The sequence below is a fragment of the uncultured Clostridium sp. genome (assembly GCF_910588715.1).
GTDB lineage: Bacteria > Bacillota > Clostridia > Clostridiales > Clostridiaceae > Clostridium.
Map to the genome: position 1 here is coordinate 380,324 of NZ_CAJURG010000001.1, position 17,636 is coordinate 397,959.

A 17,636-nucleotide genomic window follows, 5' to 3' on the forward strand; every position below is an offset into this window, starting at 1 on the left:
TATACCATTCAGTAAAGTTTTTTCTACTATTTTACTATTGTCTCTTTAAAATAAACAATAATTCTATTATAATATAAATGCTTAAATAAAAAAATTTGGGCTTAGTAAGAAAGGATGATTTTATGAATTATAATTTAACTGATCCATATGAAATCGCAAGATTTATTAAAGAATCAAAGAAAACAACTCCAGTAAAAGTATATGTTAATGGAGATTTAAGAGAAGCTTCGCTAGATAATATTGAATATTATGGAGATAATAATTTTTACATATTATTTGGAGAAAGTGATATAATCACTGAAATAATATTAGAAAATAAACACAAAATAAACTCTTTTAGAGTTGAAAATGATAGAAGAAATTCAGCTATACCAATGTTAGATCTTTTATCAATAGATGCAAGAATTGAACCAGGTGCAATAATTAGAGATAGAGTATCAATTGGTAAAAATGCAGTTATCATGATGGGTGCTGTAATAAATATAGGTGCTGAAATCGGTGAAGGTACTATGGTAGATATGAATGCAGTAATTGGTGCTAGAGGACAATTAGGTAAAAGAGTTCACTTAGGTGCTGGTGCTGTTGTTGCTGGTGTTTTAGAACCACCAAGTAAAGAACCTTGCCAAATTGGTGATGATGCTCTTATAGGCGCTAATGCAGTTATATTAGAAGGTGTAAAAATAGGTGCTGGCGCTGTTGTTGCAGCAGGTTCTGTTGTTACTGAAGATGTTCCAGCTGGTGTCGTTGTTGCTGGTTCACCTGCAAAGATAATTAAAGCTGTTGATGACAAAACAAAAGATAAGACACAAATATTAGAAGATTTAAGAAAATAAAAAAACTCCCAATTGGGAGTTTTTTTATTTTTATTATATGCTATACTGCACCTTCTTCATGATTAGTAGTAGCATCATGATTAGCTTCCTCTACAGAAACCTTTTCCATTTTAGAAATTGATACTTCATAAGCAACCTTTTTAACTACTTCAGTTTCGCTTATCTTCTTTTGGTATTCTCTACTTTGTAGTCTTCCCCATACTCTAATATTATCACCAACTTCTAATGTTTGGCAGAATCTTGAGTTTCTACCCCATGCAATTGTTGGAATATAATCTGATTTATTATAAGCTCTATTTACTGCTAATAATACATCTGCAATTTCTCTTCCAAATGGTGTTTTTCTGTATACTGGTTCTTTACAAATATAACCATCTAAGAAAATTTCATTTGGGTTTTTACTTTTTTCTATGCATGGTTCTATGTTTCTAGCAAATACTGTTAATATTAACTTATTTGCACCATCTACAAATTTATTATAAGATCTTAATTGACCTAAAACCACTATTTCTTTACCTATAGATAAGTCCATATTGCTAATAAGTCTTTCAGATACTGTAATATTTAATAAATCTACAGAATCGCTTAATCTTGTTACCTCCATTAAGAAAGTATAAAAACCTTCCCCATACATTTCGTGGCTAAATTCCATACCACTTACAACTTTTCCTTCAAGATAAATCTTGTTATTTAACATCAAATTGTCCATCTTTACCCCTCTCTCCCTTAGTAATTAATAAAATTTCTTTTTGCTTTTATAAAAATATCAAGGATTATTTCCATTATAATACAAAAACCTCATAACTTTCAATATTTTTCTAATATTTATTTTTGAATTTGTTCACCTTTTTCATCAATATAGTAATTACTATCATAAATAAGCTGATTTACAGTAACAAATTCATATCCTTCATCAGTTAAATTAGTAATAATCTTCTTTAAATTTTCAGGTGTATACTTTGCATTATTATGAAAAAGAACTATTGATCCAGGTTTAATATTTTTTATTACTCTATTAAACTCAACTTCTGCTCCAGATTCTTTATAATCTATAGAATCAACATCCCATTGAATACATTCATATCCTAAACTTCTAACATACTCTAAAGCATCTTCATTATAATCTCCACTTGGAAATCTAAATAATTTTATTTCATTACCAGTTGCAGCATAAACAATATCCTCTGTCTTTTTTATTTCATCTGCCATTCTTTCGTGGCTAATCTTAGTAAAACTTGGATGAATATAACTATGATTACCTATCGAATGACCGCCTTCATTTATTTTCATAAGCTTTTCCCTATTTTCGTCCGAATAATTTACCCATCCGCCCATAATAAAAAATGTAGCTTTTGCATTATTTTCATTTAAAACATCCAATATATCATATATGTATTCATTTTCTGCCCAATTTACATCAAATGTTAATGCAACTTTCTTTTCTTCAGTTGAAACTCTATATATTGGCAACTTTTTTCCCTCGCTAGCTATAGTATTTTCAACTTTACCACTATAAACTAAAGATATAATAACAACCATAAAGAGTATAAAAATATTAATATTTATTTTTTTTAGAACTTTCATTCCCTTGCTCCTAAACTTAATTTTTATTAATTTATATTCTTAGTTTATAATATTATTACTACAATAATCACATCTAGCAAATTTTATGTTATAATTAATTAGACACTTTCATATTGGAGGTTTAATATGTACGAAAATTCGGCTGAATTAGCAGAAAATAAGCTTTTAGTGCTATATGTTATAAAATCATTAAAACAAGCTATTTCTAAAACACAATTAACTGAAATAATTCTTGAAAATAATTTTATTAATTATTTTACACTTCAACAATATATTAGTGAATTAGAAGCTTCGGAATTTGTTGAATATATTGAAAAAAACAACAAAAAACTAATAACTCTAACTATTAAAGGAGAAAATGTTCTCTCAATATTTAATGATAGAATTTCTCCAATAAAAAGAGATATAATTAATAATTATATCTCTAAAGCGATAGATAATATAAAAAAAGAATTAACCATTTATAGTGATTATACTATAGAAAATAACAGCTCTTTTGTTGTTAATTTAAAAGCTCTTGAAGATGAACTATTGCTTATAGATCTAAAAATCTCTGTTCCAACTAAAAAACAAGCAACTTCACTTTGTAGTAGATGGAAGGAAAATCCATCAGATATTTATACAAAAATAGTTCAAGTACTTTTTTCTGATGAAAATTAAAATAAAATCATAGCATTGGGTTCTGACTCGATTGCTATGATTTTTTTTAATTTATTATCTTCAACAACAATCAAGCGTCCTTTTAAATAATCCCCTATATAAATTTTATTATCTTTCTTTAATATTCCTTTTGGCATTCCACCTATATATATGGTTTTAACTACTTTAAACATATTTTTATCTACTATACTTATGCTACCTTCAGTAAAATTTGAAACATAAATATTTAATTCATCCTCAAACAAGTCAATAGGAGAAGTTCCTACTTTAATTCTTGCCACCCTATTAAATGTTTCTATAGAAAATATGTCTAAGTAACCATTATCATCACTGCCTAAGTAACTTTCACATATATATATACTTTTATTATCATTTGACACTTTTACTTTTGTAGGATATTCCGGAGTTAAGAGGGTTTTAACAATTTGATAATTTTCTAAATTTATAACCTTAGTGCAATTTTCTTCTAAATTTGATACAAATAATAATTCTTTATTATCACAATAATCAATGCTATGAGGCCAATTTCCAGTTTTAAGCTCCCATAACATTCTATTTTGATTTAAATCATAAGCAACTACAGCATTTGCTTCTCCACAAATTGTATATACTTGATCCCTCACTTTAACTAAATCATTAGGCTTAGGTCCAATTTTAATATTTCTTACTTCTTCAAAAGTATCTAATGAAAAAATAGATATAGAGTCACTATAATTATTAGCAGTTATAATTTCATCATCATACTTTCTTATTCCATGGGGTCCAACTGGATTTTTAGATAAATTAAATAATATTTTTTCTACCCCAAATGTATCTAAATCAATTTTAGAAAGTGAATCTGCACCAGTATTGCATAAAACTATATAACTCATTAAACTTACACCCCCTTAAAACTTCTATGTATTTTAATATATGCAAGTTTCAATAAGTTGGCTACTACTACATTATTTCGTGTTTTTATTTATTTTTCTACAAATTCAATATATAATTAAATAGTAAAATTTCTTTACTTATAAGGAGGAGTAAATATGTTTGTTTATAAAACATCTGGAGTATGTTCTACAGAAATACATGTAGAAGTTAAAGATAATACTATTGAAAATGTTGAATTTGTAAGAGGATGTCCTGGTAATTTATTTGGGATTTCTGCACTTGTAAAAGGAATGAATATTGATGAAGCTATTGAAAAATTAAAAGGAATAGATTGTAGGGGAAAAGGAACTTCTTGTCCTGATCAATTATCTAAAGCTTTAATAGAATTTAAAAGTGCTAATAAATAATACAAAAGAAGACAAGCTCTTACTTGTCTTCTTTTATATTATTTTATTAATTGTAATGCAATTTCCATCATATCTGTAAATGTATTTTGCCTCTCTTCTGGTGACGTTTCTTCACCCTTAAAAATATGATCTGATATTGTTAATATAGATAATGCTTCAACATTATTTTTTGCAGCTAAAGTATATAATTCAGCTGTTTCCATTTCAACTGCTAAAACTCCATAATCAGCCCAAGTTTTTAATGAAAAATGATTTGTATCATCATAAAATAAATCACTAGACAATACATTTCCAACTTTAATATTAACACCTTTTGCCTTTGCTATATTGTAAGCATCATATAACAAATCAAAATTTGCACTTGGAGCATAATCAAGACCATTAAATCTTCTTTTATTAATTCCTGAATTAGTAGATGCACTTTGAGCAAGCACTATATCTCTAACATTAACATTATCGTTACAAGAACCTGCTGAACCTATTCTTATAAGTCTTTTAACTCCATAAAATTGAATTAATTCATTAACATAAATTGAATGTGAAGGTAATCCCATTCCAGTTCCTTGTATTGAAACTCTTTTTCCTTTATAAGTTCCAGTATATCCATACATTCCTCTAACTTCATTATAACAAACTGAATCTTCTAAAAAGTTTTCTGCTATAAATTTAGCTCTTAATGGATCACCAGGTAGTAATACAGTTTCTGCAACATCACCTTTATTAGCCATAATATGTAAATGCTTTGACATAAAAAAACCTCCTTTATTTATTATTTAATAGTATAGTATATTTTAAAAAAATAGTAAATGATTAGCTTTTCAATAAATTCAAATTTTTAGGATAATTTTTTTATTTATCAATTATCATTTACGAGTATTTTATTTAAGTATATAATTTTATTTTTATCTATTATAAAAGAGTTGCTAATGCAACTCTTTTATTCTTTTTTTATATTTAATTATTTTTCTCATATCTCCGATCATATACAATGAACCACTTATTAAAATCAAATCATTTTTATCACTGTCTTTTATCGCAGATATATATGCTTGTTCATAGTCTTCGTAAGCATTACAGTTTTTATTATACTTGATTATCTCACTTCTTAAATTTTCTGCTAATTCAGCTCTTATAGAGTTAGGAGTAACAGCGTATATTTTTTTTGCTGTAGGAGTTATTATTTTTATCATTTTCTCAACATCTTTATCTGCTAATATACCTAAAATTAAATATAAATTTTCATATTTAAAATATTTTTTAATATTTTTGTTTAATGTTTCTATACCTTGTATATTATGAGCACCATCAATAATAATAAACGGATTATTTGATAAAACTTCTAAGCGTCCTTTCCATATAACTTTTTCTATGCTCTTTGATATACTATCTATAGAAAGATTTGTTATATTTTTTGAATTTAAAACTTCTATTGACTTTATTGCAACATTTAAATTAGTTATTTGATGTTCCCCAAGTAATGGTAACAATATATCTTCTTTATCTTTATATTTTAATAGTTGATAAGGCTTATCCTTATTTACTACACCTTCAAACTTCAAATCATCTATATTTATAGTATAAAGCTCAGAATCCATTTCTAAACATTTATTTTTAATTACTTTTAAAGCTTCTTCTTTTTGAGGATATATTACAGTAGGAATACCCCTCTTTATTATTCCAGCCTTTTCTTTAGCTATTTCTTCTAAAGTATTTCCTAAAAGGTTAGTATGATCAAAACTTATAGAAGTTATTACCTGAAGTATTGGTGTAATAACATTAGTAGAATCTAAAGTTCCTCCTAAACCTACTTCTATAACTCCAAAATCTATATTTTCATTTTTAAAATATAAAAGCATTAAAACCGTAATTATTTCAAATTCTGTAGGATGATTATATCCTTCTTCTATTACTTTATCCACAGCTTCTTTAATGTTATCCATTAATAATGCTAAAGTTTCCTTTGGAATATTTATTCTATTAATTTGAATTCTTTCTTCAAACTCTTCTATAAATGGAGATGTATACATTCCTACTTTATATCCTGCTCCCATTAATATCTCTGTTATCATAGAAGTTGTAGACCCTTTACCATTTGTACCTGCAATATGTATAAGTTTTAAATTCCTTTCTGGATTTCCCAAATATTCTAACAACTTATTAGTTCTTTCTAATCCATAATTTGAACCAAAATTCCCAACCTCAGTTATATATTTCATTGCATCTTCATATCTCATAACTTACCTCATCTTAAATATAATTTATATTATTAAATATAAATTATATTTAAATAAATTGCAAAATATCATTTACTTTAATTAATAAAATTTATAAATAATAATATTTATAAAGTTTTATAACCTGTTTTCTTAATATTACAAATTATAATTTCTTACTTATTATTTTTAAAATAATTCCCACTTTAGAAATATGATTGTTATAAAAAATAACCATAAATAAAATTTATTTTATTTATGGTTATTTTAAAATGCAAATATTTATTAGTTATCTTTTTTAGACATAGATGATAAATTATTTCCCTCTGTTCCATCAGGTTTAGTTCTTAAATATTCTTCACCCTTTTTAGAATGAGCAACAATTACATCTTCAATTTGACCGTTTTTAGCCATTTCAACACCTTGTGCTTTATCTACAGTTGTTCCATTTTCTAATACATATTGCATAATTTCGCCACTGCTATTTTTTATTGTTTCTACTATTTTATTACTCATTTTCTTTCACCTCTTGACATTATTTTTCACAAAAAAGTAGATTTTATTCAAGTTTATTTTATAAAAAACAAAAATAGCAAGTATCAATTTTTTTATAATTGATACTTGCTAAATAAATTATTTTAAAGTGTCTATTCTAACTAATACTGCATCAAGCATTTCTTGATATTTAACTAGTTTTTCTTTTTCACCATTTATTACTGCTTCTGGAGCCTTAGATACAAATCCAGCATTAGAAAGCTTCTTTTCTATTCTTGTAACTTCACCTTCTAATTTTTTCTTTTCTTTATTTAATCTTTCAAGCTCTTTTTCTTTATCAACTAAGTCTAAAAGTGGCATAAATAATTCTCCACCCTTAACTACTAATGATACTGCATTTTCAGGGACTAACTTCTTATTTTCTATAAATTCAACTTCTGATGCAGAACCTAGCTTTTCCATATAAGGAATACCAGCTGTAAATGCTTCTTTAGCTTCATCAGAAATATAACAAATTACTTTTGCTTTTCTTGATGGTGGAACATTCATTTCAGCTCTTATATTTCTTAATCCTTTAATAGCTTCAATAACAAATTCCATATCTTTTTCTGCTTTAATATCTGCTAAAACTTCAGTATATTCTGGCCATGAAGAAATTGTTATAGATTCTCCATCTGTTAAAGTAGTATATATTTCTTCTGTTATAAATGGCATTACTGGATGTAATAATTTTAATCCTGTAGTTAACACATTATTTAATACGTTATAAACTACTCCCTTAGCCTTTTCATCATCACTAAAGAAAACTGGTTTAACAAGTTCTATATACCAATCACAGAACTCAGTCCACATAAAGTCATAAACTTTTTGAAGTGCAATACCTAATTCGTATTTTTCCATATTTTCAGTTACTTCTTTTACTAAAGTATTCATTTTAGATAATATCCATCTATCAGCTAAGCTATACTCTGTGCAATCAGCATATTTATTCATTACTTCTTTATCTAAATTCATCATAACAAATCTTGATGCATTCCACATTTTATTAGCAAAGTTTCTTGCAGCTTCAACTCTTTCAGGAATATATCTTATATCATTACCTGGAGAATTACCAGTAACAAGCATGAATCTTAAAGCATCTGCTCCATATTCATCTATAACTTCTAGTGGATCAACTCCATTTCCTAAAGATTTACTCATCTTTCTTCCTTCAGAGTCTCTTATAATACCATGTATTAATACTGTATCAAATGGAGTTTCATTCATGTTGTGTATTCCTGAGAATATCATTCTAGCAACCCAGAAGAAAATAATATCATATCCAGTAACTAAAACATTTGTCGGATAGAAGAAATCTAAATCTTCTGTTTTTTCTGGCCAACCTAAAGTTGAGAAAGGCCATAACGCTGATGAGAACCAAGTATCAAGTACATCTTCATCTTGTCTTATATTTTCAGAACCACATTTTGTACACTTGCTTGGAGCATCAATTTCAACCATCATATGATTACAGTCATTACAATAGAATACAGGTATTCTATGTCCCCACCATAATTGTCTTGAAATACACCAATCTTGTATATTTTCCATCCAATTATAATATATTTTATCAAATCTTTCTGGAACAAACTTAGTTTTACCATTTCTAACTACATCAATAGCAGGCTTTGCTAAAGATTCCATCTTAACATACCATTGTTTTGAAACAATTGGTTCAACAACAGTTCCACATCTATCATGAGTTCCAACATTATGAGTATGAGGCTTAACTTTAACAAGTAATCCTTGCTCTTCTAGGTCTTTAACCATTTGTTTTCTAGCTTCGTATCTATCTAATCCTTGGTATTTACCACCTAACTCATTAATTACACCATGATCGTCCATCACTCTTATTATTGGAAGATTGTGTCTTTTACCAACTTCAAAGTCATTAGGATCATGAGCTGGAGTTATTTTAACTGCACCTGTACCAAACTCTATATCAACATAATCATCACCAACTACTGGTATTTCTCTATCAGTTAAAGGTAATTTTAATGTTTTACCAATTAAGTGTTTAAATCTATCATCATTTGGATTAACAGCAACAGCAGTATCTCCAAGTAATGTTTCTGGTCTTGTAGTAGCTATTTCTAAGAATCCAGAACCATCAGCTAAAGGATAATTTATGTGCCAGAAGCTACCTTCTTTTTCTTCATATTCAATTTCTGCATCTGATAATGCTGTTGTACATTTTGGACACCAGTTAGTTATTCTATTTCCTTGATATATAAGTCCTTCATTATATAACTTAACAAATACTGTTCTTACAGCTTTATTTAAGTTTTCATCCATCGTGAAAGCCTCTCTTGAAAAATCAGCTGAAACTCCCATCTTTTTCAGTTGTTCTCTTATATGTCCTCTATACTCATCAGACCATTCCCAAACCTTTTCTAAGAATGCTTCTCTTCCCATTTCTTTTTTAACTAAGCCTTGCTTTAATAGTTCATTTTCAACTTTAACTTCAGTTGCAATTGAAGCATGGTCTTGTCCTGGTAACCATAAAGTGCAGTAACCTTGCATTCTCTTAAATCTTATAAGCATATCTTGAAGAGTATTATCAAGGGCATGACCTAAGTGAAGTCTACCAGTTATGTTTGGTGGTGGCATAACAATTGAAAATGGCTTTTTAGTTTTGTCAACAACAGGAGTGAAATACTTTTTTTCTTCCCATGTCTTATAAATTCTTTCTTCAAATTCTTTTGGATTATAGGTTGTGGCTAAATTCTTCTTTTCTTCCATCAATAAACCTCCTGAACATTTTTATATTTAAAGTTCTTAATATGTAAGACCACTTTACTATTCTTAAAAATAAATATTTATAATTTCATAAAAAACAGTATTCTTTAATTATATTGTCCATAATTTTATTTTTAAATCTATTTTACTTTTTATAGACATAAAAAAAGCCTTAGTCCTAAAAAAGGACGAAGACTCGTGGTACCACCTTTATTTCTAAGAAAATTGAAGCTTTTAACATTAAATTACATAAATAAAACTATTAATAACCTCTTTAATTTTTTACTTAGATCTCAATTCAAATAACGACTTAGATAAGCCGTCTTTAGCTACTACTATTTCACTAAAGAAACTCAAAAGCTACCTTCAGGATATTTCATATAGAAGACTTACAGCATATGTCTTCCTCTCTTAATACTTCCTATTCCCTACTCCTCTTTATCACTGCTTTTTAAATATTTATTTGTTCTTATATTATGATATTTTTTTCTCTTTGTCAACAACTCTTCTATAATTTCAAATTATTTTTGCTATCTATTATTTTTTTATAGTATTAATAAAATCTTCATAACTTTCTGGTTTTCCATTTCCAAAAATAACTTTAAATTCATTAGTATCTATGTCCTTATAATTTATATAAGTTTTATTCATATCTAATCTAGATATATCACTAAAATTAAACATCTTTAATACTTCTTCTTTAGTTGAATTCTCCCCTAATGTTCCTGCCTTAGTAATTCCCCCTACTGTTACTAATTTATAAGCTCCACAAGGATTTAAATATTCCGTTTCATCTTCACCTTTTTCTTTGCTATAATAATACCCACAACAAGTACAAACTTTTCTTAATCCATGATTATTTTTTTCTATTCTTACTAATCCTCCACAAATTTTACACTTCTCAATATTTAATACGTTATCCATTTTTTTACCCCCATATATTCTTATTATATTAATTTATATTACTTATAATAAGAACATATGAGGGTATTTAAATTTAAATCTTAAAATCTGTTGGATCATAAGTTTTTGCTTTAGGTTCTCCAAAGCAAGCCTTTACACTTTCAACTTGTGGATTATGATTTACATTTTTATGTTGATGTTTTGTTTTTTTCATTTTATTTCCCATTAATCTCACCTCATTAATATTTTTTCCTTAATCCTAATTATTATCCTGTTATATATTTTCCATTTCCTTTTATATTCATTTACGAGTATATTATTTACTATTATATTTTAATTTATTTTTTGGTCACCTTTTATTTTTTTATTCATATTATTGTATTATATGGCTTTTAATTTCGGGCATGGTACATTATTAAAATATTTAGTGTGACACTAATATGCTTACCTTTGAATTAATTAAAAATCCTCCTCTTATTTAAAATTGCTACTGCTAAATGACTCTATAAAACCACAATATAAAAATCAGAATTTTTATATTGTGGTTTTAGTCTTTTTAATTTACTTTTTTATAAAATTCATTATATATTTCTTTTGTATATCCATAATCAATTAATACTAATTTATTTTTGACAATTCCCCAACTAGTAAGTTTATATAAATCTGCCCATACTAAATTATATTTATCATGAATTTCTTTAACAGCTTTATTATTTTTTAGTTCTCTTTTATCTTGAATATTAAAATAGCTCAAAAATTTCTCTTCACTTTTAATTTTATCAGCTTTTTTCATAATCAAGTATTTATAATCACTAGATAAAAAGTATACTTTTGCAAGTAGTGCAGAGTTACTATCTTTTGATATTAAAAATTCGGCTTCATTTTGAGCAATTCCTTTAATATTTCTAGCAATTTTTATTACAAATCCATTATTTAAATCATATACCTTCCTAGCAGAACCTTTTCCAATATATTTATATAATCCTGATTCTATTCCGTATAAAATATTATAAATATCAACATGCATATTAAGCACCTACTCTTTTGTATAAAATTAGAGTACTTTATAAAAAGTACTCTATAATTTATATTATTCAAATAACAATTTATAGGTGCTTAAATTATTAATCTGTAATCTTTAGCATATTCTTACTAATATTTCGCCTTCTGGCATGTTAATAATTCTTCTTCCTCCAATATTAGTTTTTAAATATAATTTATTTTTCCCGTCATCTATTGCTTTTCCTAATATAATAGAATCTCTTCCTACTTTATTGTTTTTCATTACTTTCAATACATTATCTGCATCTTTTTCATCTACTATTACTACTACTTTTCCTTCATTAGCAATAAATAATGGATCCATTCCCAAAATTTCACACATAGCTGATACTTCTGGCTTTACTTTTATAAACTCTTCTTTTATTTCCATGCTAATTTTGCTATGTTCTACTATTTCATTTAAAGTTGTTGCTAAGCCACCTCTAGTTGGATCTCTTAAAACTCTTACATTATTACTAACAGATAATATGTCTTCTATTAATTTATTTAATAAACAACAATCACTTTTAATATTAATATCAAAACCTAAGTTTTCTCTTTCATTCATTATACACATGCCATGATCTCCTAATGTACCACTTATTATTATAACATCACCATCCTTTACTTTATTTCCACTTAAATAATTATTATTTTCTTTAATTATTCCTATCCCTGTAGTATTAATATAAATTTTCTCACAATTTCCTCTTTCAACTACCTTTGTATCACCTGTAACAATTTTAACTCCTGCTTCTTTAGCTGTCTTTGACATAGACTTTACAATTCTTTCAAGCTCTTTAATCGATAATCCCTCTTCTATTATAAATCCTACAGAAATATATAAAGGTTTTGCCCCACTCATGCATATATCATTTATAGTGCCACAAATAGCTAATTTCCCTATATCTCCTCCTTCAAAAAATATAGGATTTATTACAAAAGAATCTGTAGACATTGCAATCTTTCCATTTATGACAGGTAAAACACTTGAATCATTCTTTTGTGATAAAAATTCATTATTAAAATATTTATAAAATAAATTATCTATTAATTCATTAGTTGCTTGTCCCCCACTTCCATGGGATAAAGTTATTATATCCATATAAACCACCTCCTATATTTATCTATATTTATAATATGCTGAACAAGTCCCTTCATCTGATACCATACATGCTCCAATTGGATTTAATGGAGTACATACTTTCTTAAAAAGCTTACATTCTATTGGCTCTTTAATACCTAGTAATATTTCTCCACAAGAACATCCATTATTTATATTGCTTTCTTTCATTTTAATTTTAAATTTATACAAACTATCAAAGTTTTTGTAATTATCATTTAACTTTAATCCAGCATTGTTAATCTTTCCAAGTCCTCTCCATGTACTTTCATTTAAAGTAAATATACTATTTAATAATTCTTTTGCTTCCTCATTACCATTTTCTTTTACTAACCTACTATATAAGTTTATTAATCCATAATCATTTTCTTTTTTCATTTTAATTATCATATATATAGATGCTAAAATATCATTTACCTCAAATCCACTAATAACCATTGGAATTTTATATTTATTAGCTATTTCTATAAAAGGCTTTTCTCCTATTATAGTTGCAACATTACCAGGACATAAAAATCCATCTATCTTAACATTTGGATTCAAAATTAAAGATTCCATTGCTTCTGGCATGGTTTTTAAGCTATTTAATATAGAAAAGTTTTTTATATTTTTTTCCATTGCAATTTTTATACTAAGAGCTATTATTGGTGCAGTAGTTTCAAATCCAATTGCTAAAAACACTACCTCTTTTTTAGGATTTTCTTCTGCTATCTTTATACTATCTAAAGGTGAATACACAATTCTTATATCCATACCTTTAGCCTTTTCCTTTGCTAAAGTGCTATAACTACCAGGAACTCTAATTAAATCACCAAACGTAGTTATTATCACATCTTTTCTTTTAGAAAGTTCTATTGCTGTGTCTACATAGCCTTGTGGTGTTACACAAACTGGACAGCCTGGTCCATTTATAAGTTTAATATTATCAGTTAAAATATCTTTTAATCCACTTTTTAATATTACATTTGTATGTGTTCCACAAACCTCCATAATTGAAATTTTACTATCATAACTTTTATTTATATTATTTAATAAGTTTTGAGATATATTAATATTTTTAAGTTCTTTTAATATTTCCATTTAATTTACACTCCTCTATAGCATCGCTTAACTCATTAAATATATCTAAAGTTTCTCTTGCATACTTTTCATCAATTTTTTGTATTGCACATCCTGCATGAACTAATACATAATCTCCTACACTTGGATTTTCAATAAACATTATATTTACTCTTACTTTAACTCCATCATAATTTACAATAGCATCATTTTCTAATATATCTTCAATTTTTGCTGGAACAGCTATGCACATAATTACTCCCCTCCAATTCTTCTTTTAATAACTCATTTGCAATTATTAATTGTCCTAAACTTACACCACTATCATTACAAGGAATTATTTTATTAGTTAATACCTTAAATTTATATTTCTCTAATCCCTTAACAACTCCTTCAAATAATATTTCATTTTGAAAAACGCCACCACTAATAACTACAGTATTAATATTAGTTTTTTCTCTTATATATAATGTCATTTCAATTGTGCTTTTTATTATAGTATTATGAAATTTTCTTGCTATAATATTTATATTAACTTTTTTATAAATATCATAAATGATTCCTTTTATAATTTTATTAAAATCTAATATAAATTTTTCTTCATCTTTTTTAATTTCAAATTTATAACTTTCACCCTCTTTTTCATCACATATATTCTCAAGAGTAATTGCTGCTTCTCCCTCAAAAGTTATTTCATCAATAAGTCCTAATATAGAAGAAACTCCATCAAATAATCTTCCCATACTAGAAGTTCTTGGGCAGTTTATTTTTTTATCTATCATATTCCTTATTATGTTATATTTTTTATCCTTTAAATTATTAGGGACAAAGTTATTAAATTCATCATTAAATATTTTATAAATTAATGAAATTCCTATTCTCCACGGCTCTTTAATTGCCTTATCTCCACCAGGCAAGTAAAATTCATCTAAGTGTCCAATCCTTTTAAAATTACTTTTAGTACATATTAAAAATTCCCCACCCCATATATTTTTATCTTCTCCATATCCAGTTCCGTCAAATGCAATTCCAATAACCTTTTCATTAATATTGTTTTCTGCCATACAACTTACAATATGACTATGATGATGCTGAACTTCTATTATCTTAATATCCTTATTTATATTTAAAATATTTTTTAAATCAATATTTCTATATTCAAAAGATGGATGCTTATCATATACTAATACTTCTGGTGTAACATCATATATTTTTCTAAAATGTTTTATTGTTTTTTCAAAAAAATCTATTGTTTCAGTATTTTTTAAATCACCTATATATTGACTAATAAAAATATCATTTTTATTACTTAAAGAAATAGAATTTTTAAGCTCTGAACCTAATGCTAATATATTTGATACTGTATTTATATTTAATGTATATGGAAAATATCCTCTTCCATTTCTAATAACTCTCTCTTTACCTAAAGTAATATTGCTTACAGAATCATCAATACTAATATAAATATCTCTGTTATGCATAAAAAAATAATCTACAATATCACTTAACTTTTCAATCGCCTCATTATTTTTATATATAATTGGTTCACCACTAATATTTGCACTAGTCATAACTAAACTATCTAATTCATCATCAAATAATAAATAATGTAACGGTGTATATGGAAGCATAACCCCTACCTTTTTATTATTAGGCGATAGATTTTGTGGAAATATATTTTCCCCCTTTTTATATAAAAGTACAATTGGTCTTTTATTACTTTTTAACACTTCCTCTTGAAGATTATCTAAAACACAATATTTTTTTACAGTTTCTATATCTTTCATAATTACTGCTAATGGTTTTCTTGGTCTATTTTTTCTTTCTCTTAGTGTTTTAATTGCTTGTTCATTTTTACTATTACAAACTAAATTAAAGCCACCTATTCCTTTAATAGCAAATATATTTCCTTCTTTTAATAAATTTATAGCCTTAATAAAATAATCATCACATTGTATTTTATTTTTATGTTTATCTATTATATATACACTTGGTCCGCATTTAGGACAAGCATTTGGTTGAGCATGAAATCTTCTATTATCTGGACTAGTATATTCCTGCTTACAATTATCACACATTTCAAAATAATTCATAGTAGTAGATACTCTATCGTAAGGTAAGGACTTTATTATTGAAAATCTTGGTCCACAGTTTGTGCAATTAGTAAATGGATACCTATATCTTCTATTATTTTTATCAAATATTTCATTTTTACATTCAGAACATATTGAATAATCTGGTGAAATATATGTTGTTGCATTTAAATTATTAATACTTTCTTTTATAATAAAATTTTCATATCCTAATAGTTCCATATTATTTATATTAATTGAAGTTATCCTTGATAAAGGTGGTGCATTATCCTTTAATTTATTTATAAAATTATTAATATTATTTTCATCACCTTCAATATCTATAAAAACACCTTTACTTGTATTATTTACCCAGCCAAATAAATTATTTAATTTAGCTAATTTATAAACAAATGGTCTAAAACCAACGCCTTGAACTATTCCTTTTACTTCAATAAATTTTCTATTTTTACTCATATAATTTATCCTCTAATTTTTTAGTTTATTTTATAAATTAATTATATCATCTTTTTATCATTTTTACATTTTAAGGTAATTGATTGTAAAAAAATAAGACTAATTAGATATTATAATTTATTAACTTTAATAATATCTAATTAGTCTTATTATATTTTTAATTTTCTCTCCACTTTGTCCTATTAATTAAGTCCTTAACTAATTCATGACTCATTTTAGGATTTATTGTTTCTTCATGAGTAATTGTAATTATTGACATAGCAACTGAATACTTAAGTGTATCCTTAATATTTAAATTATTCATATATCCATATCCTATTCCAGCTACAAATGAATCTCCAGCTCCAGTAACATTTTTTACATCTATTTTTTCACAACAAGCTAATTTTCCTTCTTCACCTTCACTAGTTATGTAATAAATTCCATCTGCATCTAAGCTTATAAATACATTCTTTACTCCTTGTTCTATAAAGAATCTACCTGCTTTTCTTAAATCATTGTCAGTTTCAATTTTAAATCCACATAACGCTTCTGTTTCAAATCTATTTGGCTTTATAGTATGAAAATATTTTATTAAATGGCGTATCTTTCTCGCTTTCTTTGCAGATACTGGGTCTAATATAAACTTGCTTTTACCTTCATATTTTTTTAATATGTATTCTAATAAATTTGGATTATCTGAATCAACAATTGTATATTCTGCATTTAAAAAAACTTCATGCTTTCCATTTATAAATTCTTCATCCATTTTATTTAAGCTTTCCATATCTACAACTGCAGATTCCATTTCTCCTTGATGATTTAATATTGCTAAATATGTAGGTGTATTTTCCCCTTCTAAAAAAAGAGAATTCTCCATATTATAGCCATATTTTCTAGAGTGTTCTAAGATACTCTTTCCATGTTCATCATCTCCTAAAGTAGAAATAAATTGTGTATTTACTCCAACTCTAGCCAAATTTTCAGAAATATTTCTACAAACGCCTCCAAAAGATATTTTTATATGTCCTGGAATAGAATCTCTTTGTGCATAACTTCTTCCACAAAAACCAAAAATATCAACTATCGATGCTCCTAAAACTAATATATATGGATTATTATCACTCATACTATCTCTC

The 17,636-nt window shown here is 26.3% G+C and carries 18 protein-coding genes and 1 other annotated feature; of the genes, 3 read left to right on the forward strand and 15 right to left on the reverse strand.

The annotated features are described in order from the left end of the window. Positions 1-122 precede the first annotated feature (122 nt). The gene (gene dapD, locus QZ321_RS01890) at positions 123-833 is read left to right on the forward strand and encodes a 2,3,4,5-tetrahydropyridine-2,6-dicarboxylate N-acetyltransferase (protein WP_291741709.1); all 711 of its coding nucleotides are present in this window, start codon (positions 123-125) and stop codon (positions 831-833) included. Positions 834-873: 40 nt separating this feature from the next. Here dapD and QZ321_RS01895 read toward each other — a convergent pair whose 3' ends face one another. After that, on the reverse strand, positions 874-1,542 hold the full coding sequence (locus QZ321_RS01895; protein WP_291741328.1) for a single-stranded DNA-binding protein: 669 nt from the start codon (positions 1,540-1,542) through the stop codon (positions 874-876). Positions 1,543-1,658: 116 nt separating this feature from the next. Next, positions 1,659-2,417: a polysaccharide deacetylase family protein gene (locus QZ321_RS01900; protein ID WP_291749149.1), complete on the reverse strand. Its 759-nt coding sequence runs from the start codon at positions 2,415-2,417 to the stop codon at positions 1,659-1,661. Between the two features lie 126 nt (positions 2,418-2,543). Between QZ321_RS01900 and QZ321_RS01905 the strand changes: the two genes are divergently transcribed. Next, the gene (locus tag QZ321_RS01905; protein ID WP_291741333.1) at positions 2,544-3,077 is read left to right on the forward strand and encodes a DUF4364 family protein; all 534 of its coding nucleotides are present in this window, start codon (positions 2,544-2,546) and stop codon (positions 3,075-3,077) included. On the opposite strand, the gene QZ321_RS01910 is transcribed toward QZ321_RS01905, so the two are convergent. Continuing rightward, on the reverse strand, positions 3,074-3,949 hold the full coding sequence (locus QZ321_RS01910; RefSeq protein ID WP_291749152.1) for a YncE family protein: 876 nt from the start codon (positions 3,947-3,949) through the stop codon (positions 3,074-3,076). The genes QZ321_RS01905 and QZ321_RS01910 overlap by 4 nt on opposite strands. 156 nt (positions 3,950-4,105) lie before the next feature. On the opposite strand from QZ321_RS01910, the gene QZ321_RS01915 reads away from it, so the two are divergent. After that, a complete protein-coding gene (locus QZ321_RS01915) occupies positions 4,106-4,357 on the forward strand; it encodes a TIGR03905 family TSCPD domain-containing protein (protein WP_291749156.1) in 252 nt (83 codons plus the stop codon). Between the two features lie 38 nt (positions 4,358-4,395). On the opposite strand, the gene deoD is transcribed toward QZ321_RS01915, so the two are convergent. The 12 genes from deoD to QZ321_RS01975 form a co-directional block, all read right to left on the reverse strand. Then, positions 4,396-5,106, reverse strand: a complete 711-nt coding sequence (gene deoD, locus QZ321_RS01920; RefSeq protein WP_291741341.1) for a purine-nucleoside phosphorylase — start codon at positions 5,104-5,106, stop codon at positions 4,396-4,398. Between the two features lie 174 nt (positions 5,107-5,280). After that, positions 5,281-6,591, reverse strand: coding sequence for a folylpolyglutamate synthase/dihydrofolate synthase family protein (locus QZ321_RS01925; RefSeq protein WP_291749159.1), 1,311 nt, complete (start codon positions 6,589-6,591; stop codon positions 5,281-5,283). Positions 6,592-6,855: 264 nt separating this feature from the next. After that, positions 6,856-7,086 carry a DUF3892 domain-containing protein gene (locus QZ321_RS01930; protein ID WP_291741345.1) on the reverse strand — a complete coding sequence of 77 codons (231 nt, stop codon included), beginning with the start codon at positions 7,084-7,086 and terminating at the stop codon, positions 6,856-6,858. A 117-nt stretch (positions 7,087-7,203) separates the two neighbouring features. Then, positions 7,204-9,846: a valine--tRNA ligase gene (locus tag QZ321_RS01935; RefSeq protein WP_291741348.1), complete on the reverse strand. Its 2,643-nt coding sequence runs from the start codon at positions 9,844-9,846 to the stop codon at positions 7,204-7,206. 178 nt (positions 9,847-10,024) lie between these two features. Beyond that, positions 10,025-10,297 (reverse strand) — a binding site (T-box leader). A gap of 83 nt (positions 10,298-10,380) precedes the next feature. Further along, positions 10,381-10,767: a hypothetical protein gene (locus QZ321_RS01940; RefSeq protein WP_291741351.1), complete on the reverse strand. Its 387-nt coding sequence runs from the start codon at positions 10,765-10,767 to the stop codon at positions 10,381-10,383. A 73-nt stretch (positions 10,768-10,840) separates the two neighbouring features. Then, on the reverse strand, positions 10,841-10,972 hold the full coding sequence (locus QZ321_RS01945) for a CPC_1213 family protein (protein WP_264319213.1): 132 nt from the start codon (positions 10,970-10,972) through the stop codon (positions 10,841-10,843). A 330-nt stretch (positions 10,973-11,302) separates the two neighbouring features. Next, entirely contained in the window at positions 11,303-11,773 is a 471-nt protein-coding gene (locus QZ321_RS01950; protein WP_291741354.1) for a hypothetical protein, read from the reverse strand. A 111-nt stretch (positions 11,774-11,884) separates the two neighbouring features. Next, complete coding sequence (gene hypE / locus QZ321_RS01955) at positions 11,885-12,892, reverse strand: hydrogenase expression/formation protein HypE (protein ID WP_291749161.1); 1,008 nt, start codon at positions 12,890-12,892, stop codon at positions 11,885-11,887. 18 nt (positions 12,893-12,910) lie between these two features. Next, positions 12,911-13,990: a hydrogenase formation protein HypD gene (gene hypD, locus QZ321_RS01960; RefSeq protein ID WP_291749163.1), complete on the reverse strand. Its 1,080-nt coding sequence runs from the start codon at positions 13,988-13,990 to the stop codon at positions 12,911-12,913. Continuing rightward, positions 13,968-14,222: a HypC/HybG/HupF family hydrogenase formation chaperone gene (locus tag QZ321_RS01965; protein WP_291741362.1), complete on the reverse strand. Its 255-nt coding sequence runs from the start codon at positions 14,220-14,222 to the stop codon at positions 13,968-13,970. The genes hypD and QZ321_RS01965 overlap by 23 nt, the downstream gene beginning before the upstream one ends. After that, entirely contained in the window at positions 14,194-16,518 is a 2,325-nt protein-coding gene (hypF, locus tag QZ321_RS01970) for a carbamoyltransferase HypF (RefSeq protein ID WP_291749165.1), read from the reverse strand. The genes QZ321_RS01965 and hypF overlap by 29 nt, the downstream gene beginning before the upstream one ends. Before the next feature lie 157 nt (positions 16,519-16,675). After that, complete coding sequence (locus QZ321_RS01975; protein WP_291749167.1) at positions 16,676-17,626, reverse strand: carbohydrate kinase family protein; 951 nt, start codon at positions 17,624-17,626, stop codon at positions 16,676-16,678. Between the last annotated feature and the right edge of the window lie 10 nt (positions 17,627-17,636).

Excerpts from the sequence above, each read along its gene's own strand:
- QZ321_RS01950 (WP_291741354.1), bottom strand. The coding sequence starts at position 11,773 with ATGCATGTTGATATTTATAATATTTTATACGGAATAGAATCAGGATTA.
- hypE (WP_291749161.1), bottom strand. The coding sequence starts at position 12,892 with ATGGATATAATAACTTTATCCCATGGAAGTGGGGGACAAGCAACTAAT.
- deoD (WP_291741341.1), bottom strand. The coding sequence starts at position 5,106 with ATGTCAAAGCATTTACATATTATGGCTAATAAAGGTGATGTTGCAGAA.
- QZ321_RS01965 (WP_291741362.1), bottom strand. The coding sequence starts at position 14,222 with ATGTGCATAGCTGTTCCAGCAAAAATTGAAGATATATTAGAAAATGAT.
- QZ321_RS01895 (WP_291741328.1), bottom strand. The coding sequence starts at position 1,542 with ATGGACAATTTGATGTTAAATAACAAGATTTATCTTGAAGGAAAAGTT.
- QZ321_RS01910 (WP_291749152.1), bottom strand. The coding sequence starts at position 3,949 with ATGAGTTATATAGTTTTATGCAATACTGGTGCAGATTCACTTTCTAAA.
- dapD (WP_291741709.1), top strand. The coding sequence starts at position 123 with ATGAATTATAATTTAACTGATCCATATGAAATCGCAAGATTTATTAAA.
- QZ321_RS01905 (WP_291741333.1), top strand. The coding sequence starts at position 2,544 with ATGTACGAAAATTCGGCTGAATTAGCAGAAAATAAGCTTTTAGTGCTA.
- hypD (WP_291749163.1), bottom strand. The coding sequence starts at position 13,990 with ATGGAAATATTAAAAGAACTTAAAAATATTAATATATCTCAAAACTTA.
- QZ321_RS01900 (WP_291749149.1), bottom strand. The coding sequence starts at position 2,417 with ATGAAAGTTCTAAAAAAAATAAATATTAATATTTTTATACTCTTTATG.
- QZ321_RS01925 (WP_291749159.1), bottom strand. The coding sequence starts at position 6,591 with ATGAGATATGAAGATGCAATGAAATATATAACTGAGGTTGGGAATTTT.
- QZ321_RS01975 (WP_291749167.1), bottom strand. The coding sequence starts at position 17,626 with ATGAGTGATAATAATCCATATATATTAGTTTTAGGAGCATCGATAGTT.
- hypF (WP_291749165.1), bottom strand. The coding sequence starts at position 16,518 with ATGAGTAAAAATAGAAAATTTATTGAAGTAAAAGGAATAGTTCAAGGC.
- QZ321_RS01915 (WP_291749156.1), top strand. The coding sequence starts at position 4,106 with ATGTTTGTTTATAAAACATCTGGAGTATGTTCTACAGAAATACATGTA.
- QZ321_RS01935 (WP_291741348.1), bottom strand. The coding sequence starts at position 9,846 with ATGGAAGAAAAGAAGAATTTAGCCACAACCTATAATCCAAAAGAATTT.
- QZ321_RS01945 (WP_264319213.1), bottom strand. The coding sequence starts at position 10,972 with ATGGGAAATAAAATGAAAAAAACAAAACATCAACATAAAAATGTAAAT.
- QZ321_RS01930 (WP_291741345.1), bottom strand. The coding sequence starts at position 7,086 with ATGAGTAATAAAATAGTAGAAACAATAAAAAATAGCAGTGGCGAAATT.
- QZ321_RS01940 (WP_291741351.1), bottom strand. The coding sequence starts at position 10,767 with ATGGATAACGTATTAAATATTGAGAAGTGTAAAATTTGTGGAGGATTA.